General features: G+C 68.6%; 18 protein-coding genes and 1 tRNA gene. 7 read left to right on the top strand and 12 right to left on the bottom strand.

Translation table 11 applies throughout. The features are described from left to right. Positions 1–259: 259 nt before the first annotated feature. Together CBR61_RS04075 and CBR61_RS04070 are read right to left on the bottom strand one after the other, a co-directional pair. Positions 260–1,201 (bottom strand): isopenicillin N synthase family dioxygenase, encoded by a 942-nt coding sequence (locus CBR61_RS04075; protein ID WP_088913206.1) that lies wholly within the window; start codon positions 1,199–1,201, stop codon positions 260–262. A gap of 53 nt (positions 1,202–1,254) precedes the next feature. Further along, a complete protein-coding gene (locus CBR61_RS04070) occupies positions 1,255–2,733 on the bottom strand; it encodes a NupC/NupG family nucleoside CNT transporter (RefSeq protein WP_233996847.1) in 1,479 nt (492 codons plus the stop codon). A 215-nt stretch (positions 2,734–2,948) separates the two neighbouring features. Here CBR61_RS04070 and CBR61_RS04065 point away from each other — a divergent pair, with 215 nt between their 5' ends. After that, positions 2,949–3,671 (top strand): queuosine precursor transporter, encoded by a 723-nt coding sequence (locus CBR61_RS04065; RefSeq protein ID WP_088913205.1) that lies wholly within the window; start codon positions 2,949–2,951, stop codon positions 3,669–3,671. Positions 3,672–3,728: 57 nt separating this feature from the next. Beyond that, complete coding sequence (locus CBR61_RS04060) at positions 3,729–4,049, top strand: MliC family protein (RefSeq protein WP_088913204.1); 321 nt, start codon at positions 3,729–3,731, stop codon at positions 4,047–4,049. A gap of 6 nt (positions 4,050–4,055) precedes the next feature. Here the strand turns inward: CBR61_RS04060 and CBR61_RS04055 are convergent, their stop codons facing one another. The 5 genes from CBR61_RS04055 to CBR61_RS04035 form a co-directional block, all read right to left on the bottom strand. Beyond that, positions 4,056–4,562, bottom strand: coding sequence for a DUF305 domain-containing protein (locus tag CBR61_RS04055; protein ID WP_233996845.1), 507 nt, complete (start codon positions 4,560–4,562; stop codon positions 4,056–4,058). Positions 4,563–4,675: 113 nt separating this feature from the next. Continuing rightward, a tRNA-Lys gene (locus CBR61_RS04050) sits at positions 4,676–4,751 on the bottom strand. 30 nt (positions 4,752–4,781) lie between these two features. Beyond that, positions 4,782–5,282: a 2-amino-4-hydroxy-6-hydroxymethyldihydropteridine diphosphokinase gene (folK, locus tag CBR61_RS04045; RefSeq protein WP_088913203.1), complete on the bottom strand. Its 501-nt coding sequence runs from the start codon at positions 5,280–5,282 to the stop codon at positions 4,782–4,784. Positions 5,283–5,295: 13 nt separating this feature from the next. Beyond that, positions 5,296–6,162, bottom strand: coding sequence for an N-carbamoylputrescine amidase (gene aguB / locus CBR61_RS04040; RefSeq protein WP_088913202.1), 867 nt, complete (start codon positions 6,160–6,162; stop codon positions 5,296–5,298). A 63-nt stretch (positions 6,163–6,225) separates the two neighbouring features. Then, positions 6,226–7,110 (bottom strand): class I SAM-dependent methyltransferase, encoded by an 885-nt coding sequence (locus CBR61_RS04035; protein WP_088913201.1) that lies wholly within the window; start codon positions 7,108–7,110, stop codon positions 6,226–6,228. Positions 7,111–7,254: 144 nt separating this feature from the next. On the opposite strand from CBR61_RS04035, the gene msrA reads away from it, so the two are divergent. Beyond that, positions 7,255–7,797 (top strand): peptide-methionine (S)-S-oxide reductase MsrA, encoded by a 543-nt coding sequence (gene msrA / locus CBR61_RS04030; RefSeq protein ID WP_088915447.1) that lies wholly within the window; start codon positions 7,255–7,257, stop codon positions 7,795–7,797. 36 nt (positions 7,798–7,833) lie between these two features. Here the strand turns inward: msrA and CBR61_RS04025 are convergent, their stop codons facing one another. After that, positions 7,834–9,081, bottom strand: a complete 1,248-nt coding sequence (locus CBR61_RS04025) for an RsmB/NOP family class I SAM-dependent RNA methyltransferase (RefSeq protein WP_088913200.1) — start codon at positions 9,079–9,081, stop codon at positions 7,834–7,836. A gap of 55 nt (positions 9,082–9,136) precedes the next feature. Here CBR61_RS04025 and CBR61_RS04020 point away from each other — a divergent pair, with 55 nt between their 5' ends. Continuing rightward, entirely contained in the window at positions 9,137–9,295 is a 159-nt protein-coding gene (locus CBR61_RS04020; RefSeq protein ID WP_088913199.1) for a DUF1674 domain-containing protein, read from the top strand. 228 nt (positions 9,296–9,523) lie between these two features. Here the strand turns inward: CBR61_RS04020 and CBR61_RS04015 are convergent, their stop codons facing one another. The 4 genes from CBR61_RS04015 to CBR61_RS04000 form a co-directional block, all read right to left on the bottom strand. Then, positions 9,524–10,951: a cytochrome P450 gene (locus CBR61_RS04015; RefSeq protein ID WP_088913198.1), complete on the bottom strand. Its 1,428-nt coding sequence runs from the start codon at positions 10,949–10,951 to the stop codon at positions 9,524–9,526. 66 nt (positions 10,952–11,017) lie between these two features. After that, positions 11,018–12,052 (bottom strand): ferrochelatase, encoded by a 1,035-nt coding sequence (hemH, locus tag CBR61_RS04010; protein ID WP_088913197.1) that lies wholly within the window; start codon positions 12,050–12,052, stop codon positions 11,018–11,020. A 79-nt stretch (positions 12,053–12,131) separates the two neighbouring features. Then, on the bottom strand, positions 12,132–14,417 hold the full coding sequence (locus tag CBR61_RS04005) for a molybdopterin cofactor-binding domain-containing protein (RefSeq protein ID WP_088913196.1): 2,286 nt from the start codon (positions 14,415–14,417) through the stop codon (positions 12,132–12,134). A gap of 3 nt (positions 14,418–14,420) precedes the next feature. Next, positions 14,421–15,428: an Mrp/NBP35 family ATP-binding protein gene (locus CBR61_RS04000; RefSeq protein ID WP_088913195.1), complete on the bottom strand. Its 1,008-nt coding sequence runs from the start codon at positions 15,426–15,428 to the stop codon at positions 14,421–14,423. A gap of 132 nt (positions 15,429–15,560) precedes the next feature. Between CBR61_RS04000 and hflK the strand changes: the two genes are divergently transcribed. From hflK to CBR61_RS03985, 3 genes are all read left to right on the top strand, one after another. Beyond that, entirely contained in the window at positions 15,561–16,655 is a 1,095-nt protein-coding gene (hflK, locus tag CBR61_RS03995; protein ID WP_088913194.1) for a protease modulator HflK, read from the top strand. A gap of 4 nt (positions 16,656–16,659) precedes the next feature. Further along, positions 16,660–17,505, top strand: a complete 846-nt coding sequence (gene hflC / locus CBR61_RS03990) for a protease modulator HflC (RefSeq protein WP_088913193.1) — start codon at positions 16,660–16,662, stop codon at positions 17,503–17,505. 177 nt (positions 17,506–17,682) lie between these two features. Continuing rightward, on the top strand, positions 17,683–19,221 hold the full coding sequence (locus tag CBR61_RS03985; RefSeq protein ID WP_088913192.1) for a Do family serine endopeptidase: 1,539 nt from the start codon (positions 17,683–17,685) through the stop codon (positions 19,219–19,221). Positions 19,222–19,247: the final 26 nt, after the last annotated feature.

The raw sequence follows: 19,247 nt of genomic DNA, 5'->3' as shown, positions 1-19,247 counted from the left end.
GCCCCTGTTTGCGAAATGGAAATCGTGATTGGGAGAGGTCGATGCCGGGCAGCCCTAGGCCCGCTGGCTTGCGGAAAAGCGACGGTTCTGTGACAGTTTCAAGACTCTCTTCGCGTCAGGCCGTCGATTTTGCGGAAACGCTCCGCCCGCGCGCCGAAAAAACCCTCGGAGTCAGCGGGTTGCACGGAGTGGTGTTGCATCGCAGCAACGCCGCGCCCATTTCAGGGGCAGGCCGACGAAGCGTGCTTCGCGTGCGATGTCAGGCGAGATTGATCTCGCGCAGGCGCTGCATCAGGAAATCATGCGCGGTGATCGGCGCGGGCGGCGGAGTCGCGGCGTCCGGATCGATGCACTCGGGCAGGGGCTCGATCAGGAAGTCGGGCCGGAAATGCAGGAAGAACGGCATCGAGTAGCGCGAACGCTTCGCCGCCTCGCCGCGCGGGTTCACCACCCGGTGCGTGGTCGAGCGCAGCCGGCCGGCGGTCTGGCGTTCGAGCATGTCGCCGACATTGATGACCAGCGCGCCCTTCACCGCCGGGATCGGCAGCCATTCGCCTTGCCGGGTCAGCAGTTCGAGCCCCGCCTCCTCTGCGCCGAGCAGCAGGGTGATGGTGTTGATGTCGCCATGCGCGGCAGCGCGGATCGCCCCTTCGGGCGCGCCTTCGCCGAGCGGCGGGTAGTGGAGCAGGCGCATCACCGAATTGCCATCCTCGACGCTCGCCGCGAAGAAATCGCGCGGGCGTCCGAGGTGCAGGGCGATCGCCTCGAGCACGCGGGCTCCTGCCGTCTCGAAAGCGGCGAACAGCGCGCTCATGGTCTCGCGGAAGCCCGCGACCTCGGCGGGCCAGATGTTGGGGGCCATGAACTCCGCGAGCGGGTGGCCCTGCGGCAGATCGCGGCCGACGTGCCAGAACTCCTTGAGGTCGAACACCTCGGCGTCCTTGGCCTTCTCGGTGCCGAAGGGGGTGTAGCCGCGCGCACCGCCGCCGCCTTCGATCCGGTAGGCGCGCTTGACTGCGTCCGGCAGGGCGAAGAACGCCTTCGAGACGGCTTCCGCCTCGTCGATCAGTTCCTGCGGGATCCCGTGATCGCGCACCACGGCAAAGCCGTATTCGGAAAAGCTGCGGCCCAGCTCGTCGGCGATGGTTTCGAGCGGCTGGGCGAGGCTGACGGAGGCGATGCCGGGGGCGATATTGGTCATGCCGGGCGCCTTACACCTGCCGGGGAGGCCCTGCCAAGGGGGCAGGGCACCGGTCAGTATGGCAGAAACAGGCTGGCGAGCGCCGCGCTCATCAGGTTGGCGAGACTTCCGGCGGCGAGCGCCTTCAATCCGAGCTTCGCGATCACCGGGCGCTGGTTGGGCGCGAGGCCTCCGGTCACCGCCATCTGGATCGCGATCGAGGAGAAATTGGCAAAGCCGCACAGCGCGAAAGTGATGATCGCGCGGCTGCGCATCGTCAGTTCGCCCGGCCCCATGGCGCCCAGATCGATAAAGGCGACGAATTCGTTGAGCACGATCTTGGTCCCGAACAGCCCGCCCGCGATCTGCGCCTGGTCCCAGTCGGAAATGCCGATCAGGAACATCACCGGCGCGAAGATGTAGCCGAGCAGTTTCTGAAAGCTGATCCCCTCGAGCCACGCTGCGACCTCGGGCGATAGCGGACTTCCCGCGCCGGCGGCGAGGTTAACGATGCCGGTGCCGATGCCCGCCAGCATCCCGTTGGCTAGCGCCACGAGGGCGACGAACACCATCACCATCGCGCCGACCGCGACCGCGAGCTTGACCCCGGTCTGGGTCCCTTGCGCGGCGGCCTCGATGATGTTGGCGGGGCGCTGGCCTTCCTCGAAAGTCTCCGCCGCGCTCACCTCGTCGGCCTTGGCGCCGCCTTCGAGGATCGAGGCCGGGCCGACCGCGCTGATGCGGGCCTGCGGGAGTTCGACCTCCTGCCCGTTCTCGTCGTACATCACCACCCGGGTCGCCTCGGTAAGGGCGTTGGTCTTGCCGCGCGCACGGGCAACCGCGGCTACGCCGATGGCGTGATCGTGGCCGCCCGGGCCGCCCACGTCAGGCATCATGATCTTGGCCATGAGAATGCCGCCCGGCGCCGACATGAAGGCGGCCGCGAGCAGGAAGGGCACGGCCTCCTCGCCGATGAAGCTCGCATAGGCGGCAAGGATCGTTCCCGCCACGCCGGCCATGCCGACGCTCATCAGCGTGAACAGGCCTGCCGGGCTGAGCGCCGCGAGATAGGGGCGCACCACCAGCGGGCTTTCAGACTGGCCGACGAAGATGTTGGCCGCTGCACCCAGCGCCTCGACCTTGCTGATCCCGGTGATCCAGCCGATCGCCCCGCCGACCCAGCGCACCAGCCGCTGCATGATCCCGAGATGGTAGAGGATCGAGACGATCGCAGCGAAGAACACGATCACCGGCAGCGCGGCGATCACGAAGGTGTTGGCGAAGGGGTTGTTCTCCATCGGCCCGAACACCGAGGTGATGCCGATCTTGGAGAAATCGAGCAGCGCGATCACGCCCTGCGACAGCCCCCCGATCACCGCCACGCCGGCATCGGTGCGCAGCACGACGAGCGCGGTCAGCGCCTGCAACGCGAAGGCCGAGCCAACCACCCTGAGGTTGATCTGGCGCCTGGCCGATGACAGCGCAAAGGCGATGGCAAGAATGGCGAGCACGCCGGCAAGGCTCAGCAGGATGGACGTGATACTCTCGTTCACGGCAGCGAATGGCCCTTGTTCTGGCTGGGAAAGCGTGTCGACCCCTCACGCGCCGCAGCCCCGCTCCGGCACGCACACGCTTGGCGTGGCAGTTTGCGCGGGCACTTGCAAGCGGCGATGCGGCATGGGGCGGCCAGAAGCCGTGGGCAAAGTGCGGTGACAGGCAGTGCGAGTGCGCTTTTCTTTTGCCGGCGCGCTGGCTAGCACTTGGCCCGATGGACACGCCCGCACCCGCCGTTCCGGCCGCCGCCCCCTTCGCCGCCACCGCGCCTTCAGGCATCGCAATGCCCCTCGGCATGTTCGTCTTCACGCTGCTCTATGGCGGGATGACGGTGCTGGCAGGCGTGCTCGCCTTCAAGCAGGTGCAGCTGTGGCCGACCGATCTTGCGGTGGAGAGCGGCATCTTCCCCTTCCTGCTGCTGGTGGTGATCTCGAGCACGCTGTCGCAGCTCTACGGGCGCGAGGCGGCCAAGCGGATCGTTTGGTGGGGCTTCCTGCCGCTGGGGCTGTCGGCGGTGCTGATGCAGCTGGTGCTGGCCCTGCCCGCCTCCTCGGAGATGCTCGCCTTCCGCCCCGACGATCTCGCCGCCTTCGAGCGTGTGCACCAGTCGACATGGCGCGTGTGGATGGCGGGACCGGCGAGCTACATCACCTCGCTGCTGCTCAACATCTGGATCTTCGACCGCCTGCGCGGGAGCGGCAGCGGCGAGAGCACGATCGGCCTGATGGTGCGCGGCGCGGTGGCCTCGGCGCTCAGCCAGGCGGTCGATTCGGTGATCTTCATCACGCTCGCCTTTTACGGCGAGTTCGACATCACCGACCTGATGATCGGGCAGGTGCTGGCCAAGGTGTTCCTCAGCCTCGTGATGGTGCCCTTCCTCATCACCTTCGGGGTGCAGGCGGCACGCTGGCTCGATGCGAGGACGGCCCAGGCCTAGCCACAAAAACGCCACGCTCCGGCCATACCCTCCGTCCAAACGGAGGGAGAGAGGCACATGAAACAGGTTATCCTTTTCACACTCGGGGCGTTGGCACTGGCGGGCTGCACCCAGAGCGTCGGCGGGCCGGGCGCGAGCAGCTATTTCGATTGCGGCAACGGCACGCGGCTGAAGGTCGACATGCTCGATGGCGACCGGGTGATGGTACAGATGAACGACAATGCCCCCGTCACCATTTCCGCGGACCGCTCGGCCTCGGGCGCGAAATACATGAGCCCCACGCACCAGTTCTGGAACAAGGGCGACGAGGCGATCTGGACCGTGGGCCGGATGGCGCCGATGACCTGCCGGAAGGTGGCCGTGCCGCGGGGAATGTGAGGCCGCTCAGCGGGGGGCGGCGGGCTGCGCCTGCACGCCGTTCGCCTCGATGTCGGCGATCAGCGCCTTCATCTCGGCGATCTCGCGGCGCTGGGTCGCTGCGATTTCGTCGGCCAGGGCGCGCACCCTGGGATCGCGGATCTGCGCGCGGGTGCTGGTCAGGATCGCGATCGAGTGGTGCGGGATCATCGCACGCATGTATTCGGTGTCGGTCACGGTGCGCTGGCTGCGCACCAGCCAAAGGGAAAGCGCGAAGACCAACGCCGCGACGGCAAGGACGATCAGGTTGCGCGTCCGGCTCGGATACATCCCCCACATGAAGGCGAGCATCACCACCATCATCGCCGCGCCCATGACGAAGGCCATCCAGAACCGCGTCTCGCTCCAGAAGACGTGGTCGGGGGCGTAGGTGTTGAGATACATCAGGCCGAACATCACCACCGTTCCGGCCGCGATCATCGCCATGAAGCGCCAGTAGGGGGTGCTGGCGGTGCTGTCTTGCTGCGGTCCCATGCTCGTCTCCCTCGCGATGATGCGGAGAGAACCGCCGGGTCCGGCGCGATGTTCACCAGCGCGCGCCACGCCGTGGCACAGGCGCCACAGACCGTTCGGACGAGCAGATAGAGTGGTGAGCCCGACAGGATTCGAACCTGTGACCCGCTGATTAAAAGTCAGCTGCTCTACCTACTGAGCTACGGGCCCACGCGCTGCGCCTTTTCGCGGCGAGCGCGCTCACCTAGGCAGGGGGCGCGGGCGGGTCAAGCGGGCTTGGGACTGGGCGAGGGTCAATCCGCTGCGCGGATCGCGCCACTGCCGGGCGATGCGGCAGGCCGGGTCGAGCACGAAGGCCCTTGCGGCAAAGGCCGGGTGAGGGATGGCGAGGCCCTCGCCCCGCACGCCCGAGCGCCAGACCCCGCCACTCCACAGCACGATGTCGCAATCGAGCACCCGGTCACCCCAGCGCTGGCCGCGGCGCCGACCGAAGCTGCGCTCGGTGCGCTTGAGGCCTGCGAGCAGCGCCGGCGGGGCGAGCTCGGTCTCGAGCACCAGCGCGGCATTGGCGAAGCGCCGCCGCGCCGCGCCCATCGCCGGGGTCGTCACTACGGGCGAGCGGGCGGTGACGGTGCCGAAGGCGGCAAGCTCCTCCATTGCCGCGCGCACTACCCCACCCGGCGCGCCGTAGAGGTGGTGCCACCGGTTGCTCCCCAGCGCGATCAGGTAGGTGCTGCTCAATCAGACCCCGCGCCTAGATGTCCTCGGCGATGCGTCCGTAGAGCTGCGGGCGGCGGTCGCGGAAGAAGCCCATGCCGGCGCGGTGCGTCGCCGCGCGCGCGAGGTCGAGCCGGGCGACCAGCACGCCGCTCTCCCCGGCACCGTACTCGGCGAGGAAATCGCCCCATTCGTCGGTGATGAAGGAGTGGCCGTAGAAGCGCTGCCCGCACTCCTCGCCGATGCGATTGGCCGCCACCACCGGCATGCAGTTCGACACCGCATGGCCGAGCATTGCGCGCCGCCACATCCGGCTGGTGTCGAGGCCGGGATCATAGGGTTCCGAGCCGATCGCGGTCGGGTACATCAGCAGTTCCGCGCCCAGCAACGCCATCACGCGGGCGGCTTCGGGATACCACTGGTCCCAGCAGATGCCGACGCCCACGCGCACCCGCGCGCCGTCCTCGCCCGGTACATCCCACACCTTGAACCCGTCATTGCCCGGGCGGAAATAGTACTTTTCCTCGTAGCCCGGCCCGTCGGGAATGTGGCTCTTGCGATAGGTGCCCATGATCGCGCCATCCGGGCCGATCATGGCGAGGGTGTTGTAGTAGTGGTGTCCGTCGCGCTCGAAGAAGCTGGTGGGGATCGTCACCTTCAGCTTCGCGGCGAGCGCCTGCATCGCGGTCACGCTCGGGTGCTCGGCGAGCGGACGGGCCAGGGCAAACAGGCCCTCGTCCTCCTCGCGGCAGAAATAGGGTCCGCTGAACAGCTCGGGCGGCAGGATCAACTGCGCGCCCCGCGCGGCGGCCTCTTCGACCAGCGCGGCGACGGCGGCGATGTTGGCGGCCTCGTCCTCGGAGCCGAGGGGGAGCTGGAGGGCGGCTACGGTGATGGCGGTCATGCGCCGCCCCCTACAGCACATCCGCACGCGGGGGAACCTCTCCCCCGCGCCGGATGAGACGAGTTACTTCGCCTTCTTGAACAGGAGCGTCATGCGGTCGCTCTCGCCGAGGCCCTTCAGGTCCTCGCGCTTGGTGGCGAGCACCGGCGGCATTTCCCACACGCCCTCGGCATGGTTGGCCGGGTCCTTGGCGTTGGCGTTGATCTCGCTCGCACCGACCAGTTCGAAGCCGTTGAGGCGCATGAAATCGATCACGTCCTGCTGCTTGAGATAGCCCTTGGTGCCGTTGGCGTAGGACCACGGCGCATCGGCCTTGGCGCGGTGCTGGACGATACCGATCAGGCCGTCGTCCTTGAGCAGCTCGCGCATCGCCCGGATCTCGGTGTCGGCGATCCCGGCGCGCATGATGTTGTGCATCGCGCGGATCACCAGGATGCGATCGAAGGTGCCCTTCTGCTCGGCCGCCTTGTCGAGCGTCAGGCCGCTGAACTTCTCTTCCGGGAGACCGGTGTATCCCGCCACTTCCTTGCCGAAGCCCGCAGCACCATCGCGGATGCGCTGCTGGCGCGCCGGGTCGGCGGTGGCGGTGAGCGGGTTGGTGTAGAGCCCGACCAGCTGCCCCTCGCCGCCCAGATAGTGGCCGAGCAAACGCGAATACCAGCCGCCGCCGGGCGAATATTCGCCGACCTTCATGTGCGGGCCGACATGGAAGAAGGCGAGCGTTTCGGCCGGGTGACGGTGCACGTCGCGCGCCTTGTCCTCGGCGCGGGTCGGGTGGTTGATCGCGCCCGCCAGCGCCTCGCCGTGATGCTTCATGAAGGTGGCGGTGTCCTTGATGTGCGCTTCGGTTTCGGCACCGTGCCCTTCGTGGCCGGCGTGCTGCGCCAGCGCGGGCGCGGCGAGGGCAAGGCCGCTCGCGGCGGCGAAGGCGAGGATCAGCTTGTTCATCGGGTCTCTCTCCGGACAAATGGAAATAATCGGCAGGTTGAGAATAGGGCCTCAAGCAGCGAAGCGGTAGGCCGGAAATGCGTGGCAACGCGGCGGGTGCTGCCCTATCTCTGGCACAAAGCAACGGAGAATTCGATGAGCAACATGGAAACGGCGATCATTGCAGGCGGGTGCTTCTGGTGCACCGAGGCGGTGTTCCGCGATGTGGTGGGCGTGAGCACGGTGGAAAGCGGCTATATCGGCGGCACCAAGGCGAACCCGACCTACAAGGAGGTGTGCACCGGCACCACCGGCCATGCCGAGGGCATCCGCGTGACCTTCGATCCGGCAGTGATCAGCCTGCCCGAGATCTATGACGTGTTCCTCGGCACCCACGATCCGACGCAGCTCAACCGGCAGGGCAACGACATCGGCACGCAGTACCGCTCCGCTATCTTCCCGCTGTCGGACGAGCAGGGCGCCGAGGCCGAGGCCGCGATCGCGCGCTGGAATGCGGAGAACGGCAAGACTGCGGTGACCACCATCGAGGGTCTCGCAGGCGGGGTCCAGACCGCCGAGTGGTATCCGGCCGAGGACTACCACCAGGAATACTGGGACGGCGAGGGCCAGCGGAACCCCTATTGCCTCGCGGTCATCCCGCCCAAGCTGATGAAACTCAGGAAGAGCTTCCAGAAGTACGTGAAGTGACCACTTCCCGTCCCGGGTCAGGCCCGGGGCGGGCTGCTACTTCACCCACCGGGCCACGAAGAACCCGTCCAGCCCGCCCTGCTCGGCGAGCATCCCCGGATGGGTGCGCAGCCAGCCCTTCGGGGTGGGCGCGAGTCCGGCGGGGAGTTCTTCGGGCATGATCGGGGCCGGGGCGAGGCCCAGCTCGGCGTCGATCCACGCGCCCTGCTCCTCGCCCTCCTCGGCCTCCAGCGAACACACCGCATAGACCAGCACCCCGCCGGGGTTCAGCCACTCCGCCGCCTTCGCGACCAGCGCCCGTTGCAGTTCCGCCATCTCCGCGACCTGCCCCTTGCCGATGCGGTGGAGGACGTCGGGGTGGCGGCGGCAGGTGCCGGTGGCGGTGCAGGGCGCGTCGATCAGGATCGCGTCGAAGCGGTGCTTCGGTTCCCAGGTCAGCGCGTCGGCTCGCACCGGCGAGGCCTTGAGACCGGTGCGCTTGAGGTTGTCCTTCAAGAGGTCGAGCCGCCGCTTCGACAGGTCGAGCGCGGTGACCTTCCAGCCGGCCGCCGCAAGCTGCATGGTCTTGCCCCCCGGCGCGGCGCACAGGTCGAGCGCGCTCCGGCCATTCCCCGGCCCCAGCAGCCGGGCGGGGAGCGAGGCGGCGAGGTCCTGCACCCACCACGCGCCCTCCCTGAAATCCTCGAGGCTCTCCACCGCCGCGCCCCTCGGCAGGCGGATGTGGCCGGGAGCGAGGCTGATGCCGCCCATCTGCACCGCGCGGGCCTGCGTCTCGGCAGGGTCGCGAAGGGCGAGGTCGAGCTCGGGCGGGAAGGCGAGGCCGGGGGCGATCGCGGCGGCCCACTCCGCGCCCCATCGGGCTACGACACGCTCGGGCAGGGTCGGCACCTCGGGCAGCTTGGCACCTGCCTTGTCGAGCGCCGAGAACACCCCGTGCGCCAGCCGCCGCGGGCCACCTTCGAGCAGCGCGAGACCGGTAGCTATCACCGCGTGCGGCGGGGTCTCCAGCCGCAGGGTCTGGGCCAGCATCAGCCGCAGCACCATCCGCGCCTTGGCATCGTCCGGCAGGCGCTGCTTCGTCGCCGAATCGATCAGATCGTCGAGGTCCGTCAGCCAGCGCAGCGTCTCCCCGGCGATGGCGCGGGCGAGGGCGCGGTCGGGGGCCTTGCGGATATCGCCCAGCGCAGGCCCTTCCGCCTGCTCCAGCGTCTCGCCCCGCCGCAGCACGGCATCGAGCAGGCGCAGCGCGGCGCGGCGCACGGGAAGTCCGGGGGGGAGAGCCATGCCTGCGCCCCTAACCCTTCTTGAAACCGGATGCCAGCACGCGCATTTGGAAGGCATGACCAAGGAAAAGTCCGAGGCCGCAAAGGCCTTCAAGAAGCCGGCCCACTGGACCAACGATCCCGCCCCCGCGCCGAAGCCCGTCGCGAACGAGGAGAAGCTCTCCCCCACCCGCTACGGCGATTGGGAGAAGGACGGGATCGCGGTCGATTTCTGAGCCAAAGTTTACAAAGTTGACACTGCAAACTTCGCAATCCTACAGGAATTCCGCAATCCCCTCAAAGGCTTGGACGGCAGAATCGAAGTTGACACTTTGCCGGCGAAATTCGCATCCCGGCGGCCGATTCAGCCGTGCGAAAACAACCCCGCGCACGGAGCGGCATGACCCGACGATCGCAAAGAGCCTCCCGCCGGTTACGCCACACGCACCATGTAGGAAACAGCCCTAGAGCGGGGTGAAGGTCACCTTCAGCCCGTCCTTGGGCTGGGGGATCGGCCAGTCCTGCCATTCGGGATTGTAGCCGGGCGCAGCCTCGATCCGGTAGCGCTGGAGAAGCTGCGCCATCAGGATCTTCACCTGCATGTAGGCGAAATGGAGGCCGAGGCACATGTGCGCGCCGCCGCCGAAGGGCACCCAGGCATATTTGTGCCGCGCCTTCACCTTGTCCGGCGTGAAGCGCATCGGATCGAAGGCGTAGGGGTTCTCCCAGTATTCCTCGGAATGGTGGGTCCAGTGGATGTTGATGCCCACCATCGCGCCCGCCGGGATGCGGTAGCCGCCATATTCGAACTCGCGCAGCGCGCGGCGCGGCATCGAGGGGACGGGCGGGATCATCCGCAGCGATTCCTTGAAGGCCATCTCGGTCAGGTCGAGCTTCGCCAGATCGTCGTAATCGAGCGGGCGCGGGTTGCCGTCTCCGTCGGGGCCGCCCGTCACCGCCATGATCTCCTCGCGCACCTTCTCCTGCCAGGCCGGATTGGTCGCGAGATGATAGATCAGCGAGGTCGCCGAGGAGGTGATGGTGTCGTGCGCGGCCATCATCAGGAAGTTCATGTGATCGACCACCTCGTCGACCGGCAGCAGGCTTCCGTCCTCGCGGGTGGCGGTGGCGAACTGGCTGAACATGTCCTGCCCCCCGCCTTCCGCACGGCGGCGCAGGGTTTCCTTCGTGAAGTAATCGACGAGGTAGGCGCGGCCATCCACGCCCTTCTTCATCTTGGTGAAGGGCAGCGGGCGGCGCACCGGCGCGACCGAGGCCTGCACCATGTCGACGAAGGCTTCGTTGATCCTGTCGGCTTCCGGCCCCCACGGCAGCCCGATGAAGCTGTCGGCCGCCAGATCGAGGGTGAGCTTCTTGATCGCCGGATAGAAGGTCTTGGGGCCCGCCCAGGTCGCCACTTCGCGGGCGATGCCGCGGTTCAGGGCGCCCGAATAGTGGCGCATCGGTTCAGGCTTGAAGGCGATCGAGAGCGCGCGGCGGTCAATCCGGTGATGCTCGAAATCCATCAGCATCAGCCCGCGCGGGAACAGCTGGTCGAGCACCGGACCCCAGCCCTGTTCGCTGGAGAAGATCTTGTCCTTGTTGAACAGCAGCAGCTCGTTCGCCTCGGCCCCGATCAGGGCGACCTGCCAGCCGCCGAAGGCCCGGTTCCTGTAGACCTTGCCGTGGGTGCGGATCATCCGCTCGGCAAAGGCGTGGGGATCGGCGAGCATGGTGAAAGTGTTGCCGACCAGCGGCCAGCCCGCCTCTCCGGGAATATGGGCCAGATCGGCTTCGGTCAGGCGCTGCTCGTTCCAGTGGCGGGGGGCGTCGGTGGGCGCGCTGCCACCGTTCGCTTCGGTGTACTGCGGGGCTTCGGCAAGGGTGGCCATGGCTCTCTCGATGCTCCGGTGAAGGTTCGGATTCGCAACTGACTCTGGTGTAAATAATGCTCCGCGTCAAATCCAGCCGGAAAGCTCGCGGCGCAGCATGGTCTCGATCATGGCGAGACCGTCCTCCGAGGTGTTGAGGCAGTCGAGCACGGCGTAGTCCTCGCCGCCCGCCTCGCAGAATTCCTCGCGCCCTTCGATCGCCAGTTCCTCGAGCGTCTCGACGCAATCGGCGGCAAAGCCCGGGGCCGCGACGACGAGGCGCTTGGTGCCTTTCTCCCCTTCGGCGATCAGGGTCGCATCGGTCGAGGGTTCGAGCCATGCTGCGGGTCCGAAGCGCGACTGGAAGGTGGTCTCGAAGCGCACGCCCTCGAACTCGGGCCTTGTCCCGAGCATCTCGCGTAGCAGGCGGGCGGTCTTCATGCAGTGGCAGTAGTAGGGATCGCCCTTCTCGAGCGTCTGCTGCGGCATCCCGTGGAAGCTGAGGAGCATGACCTCGGGCTTGAAGGCCAGCGCCCGCGCCTGCCGGGTGAGGTCCTCGGCGAGGGCGTTCAGGTAGTTGGGATCGTCGTGATAGGGCGGCACGAAGCGCAGGGTCGGCTGCCAGCGCATCGTCTTGAGCACGCGGGCGATCTCGTCGAACACCGTCGCGGTCGTTGCTGCGCAGTATTGCGGATACATCGGGGCGATGAGGATGCGGTCGCAGCCGTCCGCCATCATCGCGGTGAGGCGCGATTCGATCGACGGATTGCCGTAGCGCATCGCCCAGTCGACCTGCACGCTCTCCCCGAAGCGCCCAACCATCGCCTCGGCCTGACGCGCGGTGATGTCGGCGAGCGGCGAGCCGCGCTCGGTCCAGATCTTCTGGTAGGCCTTGGCGCTTTTCTGGGGGCGCGTGTTGAGGATGATCCCGCGCAGGATCAGCTGCCACGCGATCGGCGGGATCTCCACCACCCGCGTGTCCGATAGGAACTGCTTGAGGTAGCGCTTGACCGATTCGGGGTCGGGCCCGTCGGGCGTGCCGAGGTTGATCAGCAGAACGCCGACGCGGCCGCTTTTTGCAGGAGGATGGTCGCCCGGAAGGCGCTGGGTCTGCCAGGTCATGACCGGCCTAACGCGCGGTGCACGTTTCGTTTCCGGCAGGCGGCGATTGCCTGCCCTGGCTGTGGCACAAATGTCGGGGTCATATGCCGTCCGAAAGTAGGGGCAGGCGCCGCAGCCGCAAGCCTGTAGCCGAAAACAGCGCATTGGCAATCGCGGGCGGCGCGACCACCGCGCCAAGCTCGCCCGGATCGGCGGGCGGGGCTTCGCTCTCGATGAATTCGATGCGCATCTCGGGGCAATCGGCGAGCGTGGGGAGGCCGAGCGCCGCATCGCTCGGCACCGTGGGCAGGCCCGCGCGCAGCTCCAGCGGGTTGCCCAGCGCGATACCGATGCCGAACACCAGCCCCCCCTCGATCTGCTGCTTCGCGATGTCGTGGTTGACGATCCGCCCGATGTCGGCGGCGGCGGAGAGGCGGATCACCCGCACCCCGCCCTCGCCCTGACGGGCGGTGGCGACACAGGCGATGCGGGCGGCCTCGGGCCCCTCTCCGATGCGGGCGCAGGCGAGGCCCTGCCCGCTCTGGTCCGCGCCGCCATCCCACCCGGCGAGTTGCGCCGCGCGCTGGAGGCAGGCGGCGAGCCTGACGTCGGCGCCCAGCATCGACATCCGGAACGACAGCGGCTCGCGCCCGTGCTTTGCCGCGATCTCGTCGATGAAGCTCTCGATCGCGAAGATCAGGGGCCCGTGCGAATTGCCGCGCACCCTGCCGACCGGCAGGCCGATGTCGGCGGGGATGTGCTCCACCAGCAGCGCCGGGATCTGGTAGGGCGGCACCGCGCCCTCGCAGGCGAGCGGATCGGGCTCGCCCGCAGTCTCGCGCATCGCCGCCTCGGGGGTGAGGTTGGCGAACAACCGCTTGCCGAACTCGCGCGCGCCGGGGGGCGTGGCGATCCGGATGCGCATCGCGTCGATCGCCCCGCCCTCGCCCTTGGTGCCGCCCTTGGCGACCTGCGCGCCGAGCAGCATCCAGTAGGGTGCGCGCGGGCGGGCGCGGATCAGCTCGTCGCGGCGCGGCCAGACGAGCTGCACCGGGCGGCCGAGCTCGCGCGCGATCAGGGCGATCTCGATCGCGTGGTCGTGTTCCAGCCGCGCATCGAAGCTGCCCCCGGCGGCCACAGGGTAAAGCGCGACGTCCTCGGTGGCGATGCCGATCGCGCGGGCGGCGGCGATGCGCGTCTGTTCGGGCGCCTGTGTTGCGATCCACAGGTCGAGCCGCCCGTCGGCAAAGCGCGCCGTCGCGGTCGCCGTTTCGGCCGGTGCGGCATAGGCCGGTTCGACCTCGTAGCGCCGCCCGATGTCGACCCGCTGCATCGCCTCGCGGCCGTAGCCGGTCTCGGCAATGACATGGGCCCCGCCCGCGGTCAGCAGCGTGCCGAGGCGCGCGGCGATGTCGGGGCTGTTGACGGGGGCGGCGGTGGTGAAGCGCGGCTTCATCGCGGCGAGCGCGCTTTCGGCGCTCCACCAGGTGTCGGCGGCGACCGCCAGCCAGCGTTTGCTCTCGACGATCCCGGCAAGGCCCCTGATCCCCGCGGCGGCGTCCTTGTCGAAGCCGGCGAGTTCGGAGCCGCCCGCCGGGCCGTGGCGGATCGAGGCGAACACCATCCCCGGCAGGCGCACGTCCCCGGCAAAGCGCCACGAGCCGTCGACCTTGGAGGGCAGGTCGATGCGCGGGAAGGCGGGCGCGCCGTCGACATCGGCGGGGAGCGGCTTTTCGCGCGGGGGTTCGGGGCGCAGCGGCGGGGGATCGGGCGGGGTCCATTCCGCCGCCGCCTCGGCGAGTTCGCCAAAGCTCGCGCGCTGGCTGCCGTGGGTGACGAAACCGCCTTCGACCTCGCATTCCTCCCATGCGACGCCCCAGCGCGAGGCCGCTTCCTGCGCCAGCATCGCGCGCGCCGCGGCGGCGGCTTCGCGGGCGGGCATCTCGTAGGCTTCGAGCGAGGTCCCCGCAGCGGTGGCGTTGAAGCGCCGCGACTGGGCGAAGCGCGTGGCGATGAGATCGTCGCTGCCTTCCGAAAGCCCGGCAAAGGCCGGGTCCCACAGCGCCATCCACTTCTTCGCCAGCGGAACATTGGCATAGGCGCCCGAGACCGGCGCAGGGTCGACCGCCACCTGCCGCCAGTCCGCGCCGAGTTCGTAGGCGACGATCTGCGGCAGCAGCGTGGTGATGCCCTGCCCCATCTCGAGCTGCGGGACGGCGACCGTCACCACCCCGTCGGTGGCGATCTTGAGCCACGCGCCGAACACGTGCTCGCCGCTCGCCGCGACCAGCGGGCTCGCATAGCTGCGCGGCATCAGCCACCAGGCGACCACGAGGCCCCCTCCGGCCGCCGCCCCTGCCAGCAATCCGCGCCGGGTGATCGCCATTCCCTAGAGCTTCCCGGTATCCAGCCAGCGCGCCAGCTTTTCGGCGATGGCGCGGAACGGGGCGGCTTCCTCGCCCTCGCCTGCCGCCGGGGGCACGCCCCTGTCGCCCGCGATTCGGGTTGCGAGCGTCAGCGGCACGCGGCCGAGGAAGGGGATTTCGAGCGCGGCGGCGAATTTCTCCACGCCCCCGCTGCCGAAGGGATCGCTGATGTGCCCGCATTCGGGGCAGCAATAGCCCGCCATGTTCTCGACGAGGCCGATGATCGGCACCTCGCCCTGATCGAACAGCTGGCCCGCGCGCGCGGCATCGATCAGCGCGAGATCCTGCGGGGTCGAAACCAGCACCGCCCCGTCTGGCTTGTGGGCGGAGAGCATCGACAATTGCACGTCGCCCGTCCCCGGCGGCAGGTCGACCAGCAGCAGATCTGTCTCGCCCCAGTCGGCATCGACCAGCTGCGACAGGGCCTTGCCGGTCATCGGCCCGCGCCAGGCGAGCGCCTTGCCGGGGGCGACGATGTGCCCCATCGAGAGCACCTTGACGCCATAGGGGCTGTCGATCGCGACCAGCTGCTTGCCGTCGGGGGTGGCGGCGGGCTTCAGCCCTTCGGTCTTGAGCAGCTTGGGCTGCGAGGGGCCGTAGATGTCGCCGTCGATAACGCCGACGCGGCGGCCCATCCGCGCGAGCGCGACCGCGAGGTTGGTGGTGAGCGTCGACTTGCCGACCCCGCCCTTGCCTGACCCCACCGCGATCAGCCGGCGGCGGCGGCGCTCTCCGGTCAGCGCCACGCGCACCTCGTCCACTTGGGGCAGGGCACCAATTGCGGCAGTGATCGCGCCTTCGAGGTCGTTGCGTCCCGCGTCGGACAGGTCGCCGGCCTCGGCGACGATCACGGCGCGGCGGGCGACGATGCGGGCCGAGCGCAGGCGGTGGTTGATTTCGGGCGTGAGCGCGGCGCGGATCAGCGCCTCTTCGGCTTCCGGGTCACGGGGGGTATTGGCAGGGTTGTCCATTGCGCCACGCCTCTAACACCAAAATCACGCAGCGAACCCCTGTTTTTCGCCGGATCGCGTGCCTATAAACGGCCTATGCAGAGATTGGACGGCTGGAGAGAACGTCTTGGCACTGGCCTCAGGGGCCTCGCCATGGCTGGCAGGAACAACCCCTGGGGCGGCGGCGGCAACGACGACGAGCCGGGCGAGAGCGGTCCTTCGGGCGATGGCGGCGGCTCGGGCGGAGGCCCGCGCAATCCCTGGCTTCCCGGCGGGGGCGAGCCGGGCAAGCGGCGTTCGGCCAGCATCGAGGACATCTTCAAGAACCGCGGCCCCGAAGGTCCGCGCCGCGCGGGCGGCGGCCCCGGCGGGCCGGCCTTCCGCCTGCCCGAAAGGCCCGGCGGCAAGAGCTGGGTGCCCGTCATCGTCGGCGGCGTCGCGCTGGTCTGGGCGGCAGTGACGAGCGTGCACTTCGTCCAGCCGGGCGAAGAGGCCGTGGTCGAGTGGTTCGGCGGCAAATATTACGCCACGCTCGAATCCGGCACCAACATTACCGCCCCTTGGCCGATCCACACGGTCGAGAAGGAGAACGTGGCCCAGGTCAGGCTCGAGGAGGTGCCCGGCACCAAGACCGAGAAGCTGATCCTGACCGGCGACCAGAACCTCGTCGATCTCAGCTACCTGATCCGCTGGAACATCTCGGACCTCACGCTCTACAAGTACCAGCTCAACGATCCGCAGAACGCCCTGCTGGAGATCGGCGAGGCGGCGATGCGTGCGGCGGTGGCGCGGCAGAACCTCGACACGGTGCTGACCGGCGCGGGCCGCGCGGAGATCGAGCAGGAGGTGCGCGAGCGGATGCAGGCGCGGCTCGATGCCTATCGCTCCGGCATCCAGGTGCAGGGGATCGAGATCAACAAGGTCGATCCGCCGAGCCGGGTGGAGGAAGCCTTCAAGGACGTCTCCTCGGCCCAGCAGGACGCGGACGCCGCAATCAACCGTTCGCGCGCTGTGGCCCAGCAGGTGCTCGCCCGGGCCCAGGGCGATGCGCGCGAGTTCAACGACATCTACGAGGAATACAAGCTCGCGCCCGAAGTGACGCGTCGCCGCCTCTATTACGAGACCATGGAGCAGATCCTGTCCAAGACCGACAAGACGATCGTCGAATCCGGCAATGTGACGCCCTACCTGCCGCTGCCGGAGCTGAAGCGCCGCGCGCAGCAGCAGCCGCAGACGCAGGGGGAGTGAGGCCATGAGCGACTTCGTCCGCAGCACCCGCAACGTCATCATCGCCCTCGTCGCGCTGGTGGTCGCACTGCTCGCCAGCGTGGTGATCGTGCCGGAAACCCACCAGGCGGTGGTGATCCGCACCGGCCAGCCCGACCGGGTGTTCAACATGTTCCGCCCCGGCCAGCCCTACGGCTCGACCGGCGCGGGGATCAACTTCCGCATCCCCTTCGTCGAGGAAGTGCGGATGATCGACCGCCGCGTGCTCGATCTCGACATGGAGCGCACCCAGGTGCTCTCCAACGACCAGCAGCGCCTCCAGGTCGATGCCTATGCGCGCTACCGGATCATCGACCCCGTGAAGCTGGTCGAGAAGGCAGGGACCGAACGCCAGCTCGAGGCACAGCTGCTGCCCATCCTCACCTCGGTGCTGCGTCAGGAACTGGGCCGGCGCCCGTTCTCCGCGCTGATCAACGCCGAGCGCGGGACGGCAATGGCCAACATCACCGCCACGCTCGACCAGCAGGCGCGCATCTACGGCGCGCAGGTGCTCGACGTGCGGATCAAGGCTGCCGACCTTCCCGAAGGCCGTCCGCTCGATGCCGCCTTCACCCGGATGGAAACCGACCGGCAGGAGGAAGCCGCCACGATCCGCGCCGCCGGGCAGCGCGATGCGCAGATCATCCAGGCCGAAGCCAGCGCCCAGGCCGCCAAGATCTACGCCGATGCTTACGGAAAAGACCCGAAGTTCTACGACTTCTACCGCGCGATGCAGAGCTACCGGCAGACCTTCCTCGCCGGCGAGGGGCAGAGCACGATGGTGCTGTCGGAGGACAGCGAGTATTTCCGCCAGTTCAAGGGCGGGAACTGACCATTCGACAAAGCGCCGACGCACGGCGTTGAAGGGCGCGGGTGTTCAATCCGCGTTCAGCCCCGGAAAGGGCATTTGCACAGCGGGCTGCCGGCCTTCGCGCCGGCCCCGTCAAAGGGTTTAAGGAACGGCGCGGGGTGCCTGCGCATTCCTTCACAGGATAAGGACCAAGAGGACGTGAACAACGTGCGCTACGTATACGGACTGTCGAGCGCGCTGCTGGTGGGCGGCGCAGCCATCTCGCTGATCACCGGCTCGCCGCTGGGCGCGCAGGTGGCGCAGAACGACGATGCGGTGATGGACCGGGTGGTCCCGGTCGCGGGCGCTCCGGCGAGCTTCGCCGACCTGACCGCCCAGCTCCAGCCGGCGGTGGTCAACATCGCCACGCGCCAGCGGGTCGAGGTCGCCAACAATCCCTTTGCCGGCACGCCCTTCGCCGAGCTGTTCAACCGTCGCCAGGGCGGCGGCGGAGCCCAGCCGCAGACCCGCGAGGCGCAGTCGCTGGGTTCGGGCTTCATCATCTCGGCCGACGGGATCGTGGTCACCAACAATCACGTCATCAACCCGCCCGATACCCGCGCCAAGCTCGAGGCGATCACCATCACCCTGTCGGACGGCACCGAATACGAAGCCGACGTGATCGGCGCGGATGCCGCATCGGACCTCGCGGTGCTCAAGATCCGGTCGAACAAGACCTTTCCCTTCGTGCGCTTCGGGGATTCGAGCGCGGCGCGGGTGGGCGACTGGGTGGTGGCGATCGGCAACCCCTTCGGCCTCGGCGGGACGGTGACCAGCGGGATCATCTCGGCGGTCTACCGCAACACCGGGCAGGGCGGCGCCTATGACCGCTACCTGCAGACCGACGCGAGCATCAACCGCGGCAATTCCGGCGGCCCGCTGTTCGACATGCGCGGAAACGTGATCGGCATCAACAACGCGATCTTCTCGCCCTCGGGCGGAAGCGTGGGCATCGGCTTCGCCATCCCCGCCGAGATCGCCGCGCCGATCGTCGACCAGCTGCGTTCGGGCCAGGAGATCCAGCGCGGATACCTCGGCGTGCGGCTCCAGCCGATCGACGAGGACCTCGCCGCCTCGCTCGGCCTGCCCAAGCGCCGCGGCGAGCTGGTGCAGTCGGTCGAGGACACCAGCCCCGCGGGCCGCGCCGGGATCAGGGCAGGCGACATCGTCACCAAGATCAGCGGCAAGGAAGTGACTGCCGAACAGACCGTCTCCTTCCTCGTCGCCAATCTCCAGCCGGGCACCACCGTGCCGGTCGAGGTTCTGCGCGACGGCAAGCGGACCGCGATCAACGTCACCCTCGGCAAGCGCCCGAGCGAGCAGGAGCTGCAGGCGCAGAACCAGACCTTCGATCCCAATGCCGAGGAGCCGATGGCGCCCGGCACCTCGGACACCACCATCGAGCAGTCGCTCGGGATGCAGGTCATGCCGATGAGCGCAGGCATCGCCCGCTCGCTCGGCGTGCCCGCGGAGACGCAGGGCGTGGTGGTCGCTGCGGTCGATCCCAATGCCGACGCCGCCCGCAAGGGGCTGCGCCGCGGCGACATCATCCTGTCGGCCAATTATCAGCCGGTCGCCTCGGTCGAGGCGCTGGTGGCGCAGGTCACTGCCGCCCGGGCCGAGAAGCGCGAGGCGATCCTGCTGCGCGTCCAGCGCGGCCCCAACCCGCCCGCCTTCATCGCCGTCCGCCTGCGCTGACGCGCGCCGCACGGCAGAAACGACAA

This window comes from Porphyrobacter sp. CACIAM 03H1, assembly GCF_002215495.1.
In the GTDB taxonomy this organism is placed as follows: Bacteria; Pseudomonadota; Alphaproteobacteria; order Sphingomonadales; family Sphingomonadaceae; genus Erythrobacter.
The sequence above is the reverse complement of the archived record's forward strand: the minus strand, read 5'-3'. Positions and strand labels throughout refer to the sequence as shown.

What these genes read in the sequence shown, in the direction of transcription:
- CBR61_RS04075 (WP_088913206.1), bottom strand. Translation starts at nt 1,201, where the DNA reads ATGACCAATATCGCCCCCGGCATCGCCTCCGTCAGCCTCGCCCAGCCG.
- CBR61_RS04065 (WP_088913205.1), top strand. Translation starts at nt 2,949, where the DNA reads ATGGACACGCCCGCACCCGCCGTTCCGGCCGCCGCCCCCTTCGCCGCC.
- CBR61_RS04060 (WP_088913204.1), top strand. Translation starts at nt 3,729, where the DNA reads ATGAAACAGGTTATCCTTTTCACACTCGGGGCGTTGGCACTGGCGGGC.
- CBR61_RS04055 (WP_233996845.1), bottom strand. Translation starts at nt 4,562, where the DNA reads ATGGGACCGCAGCAAGACAGCACCGCCAGCACCCCCTACTGGCGCTTC.
- aguB (WP_088913202.1), bottom strand. Translation starts at nt 6,162, where the DNA reads ATGACCGCCATCACCGTAGCCGCCCTCCAGCTCCCCCTCGGCTCCGAG.
- CBR61_RS04035 (WP_088913201.1), bottom strand. Translation starts at nt 7,110, where the DNA reads ATGAACAAGCTGATCCTCGCCTTCGCCGCCGCGAGCGGCCTTGCCCTC.
- msrA (WP_088915447.1), top strand. Translation starts at nt 7,255, where the DNA reads ATGGAAACGGCGATCATTGCAGGCGGGTGCTTCTGGTGCACCGAGGCG.
- CBR61_RS04025 (WP_088913200.1), bottom strand. Translation starts at nt 9,081, where the DNA reads ATGGCTCTCCCCCCCGGACTTCCCGTGCGCCGCGCCGCGCTGCGCCTG.
- CBR61_RS04020 (WP_088913199.1), top strand. Translation starts at nt 9,137, where the DNA reads ATGACCAAGGAAAAGTCCGAGGCCGCAAAGGCCTTCAAGAAGCCGGCC.
- CBR61_RS04015 (WP_088913198.1), bottom strand. Translation starts at nt 10,951, where the DNA reads ATGGCCACCCTTGCCGAAGCCCCGCAGTACACCGAAGCGAACGGTGGC.
- hemH (WP_088913197.1), bottom strand. Translation starts at nt 12,052, where the DNA reads ATGACCTGGCAGACCCAGCGCCTTCCGGGCGACCATCCTCCTGCAAAA.
- CBR61_RS04005 (WP_088913196.1), bottom strand. Translation starts at nt 14,417, where the DNA reads ATGGCGATCACCCGGCGCGGATTGCTGGCAGGGGCGGCGGCCGGAGGG.
- CBR61_RS04000 (WP_088913195.1), bottom strand. Translation starts at nt 15,428, where the DNA reads ATGGACAACCCTGCCAATACCCCCCGTGACCCGGAAGCCGAAGAGGCG.
- hflK (WP_088913194.1), top strand. Translation starts at nt 15,561, where the DNA reads ATGGCTGGCAGGAACAACCCCTGGGGCGGCGGCGGCAACGACGACGAG.
- hflC (WP_088913193.1), top strand. Translation starts at nt 16,660, where the DNA reads ATGAGCGACTTCGTCCGCAGCACCCGCAACGTCATCATCGCCCTCGTC.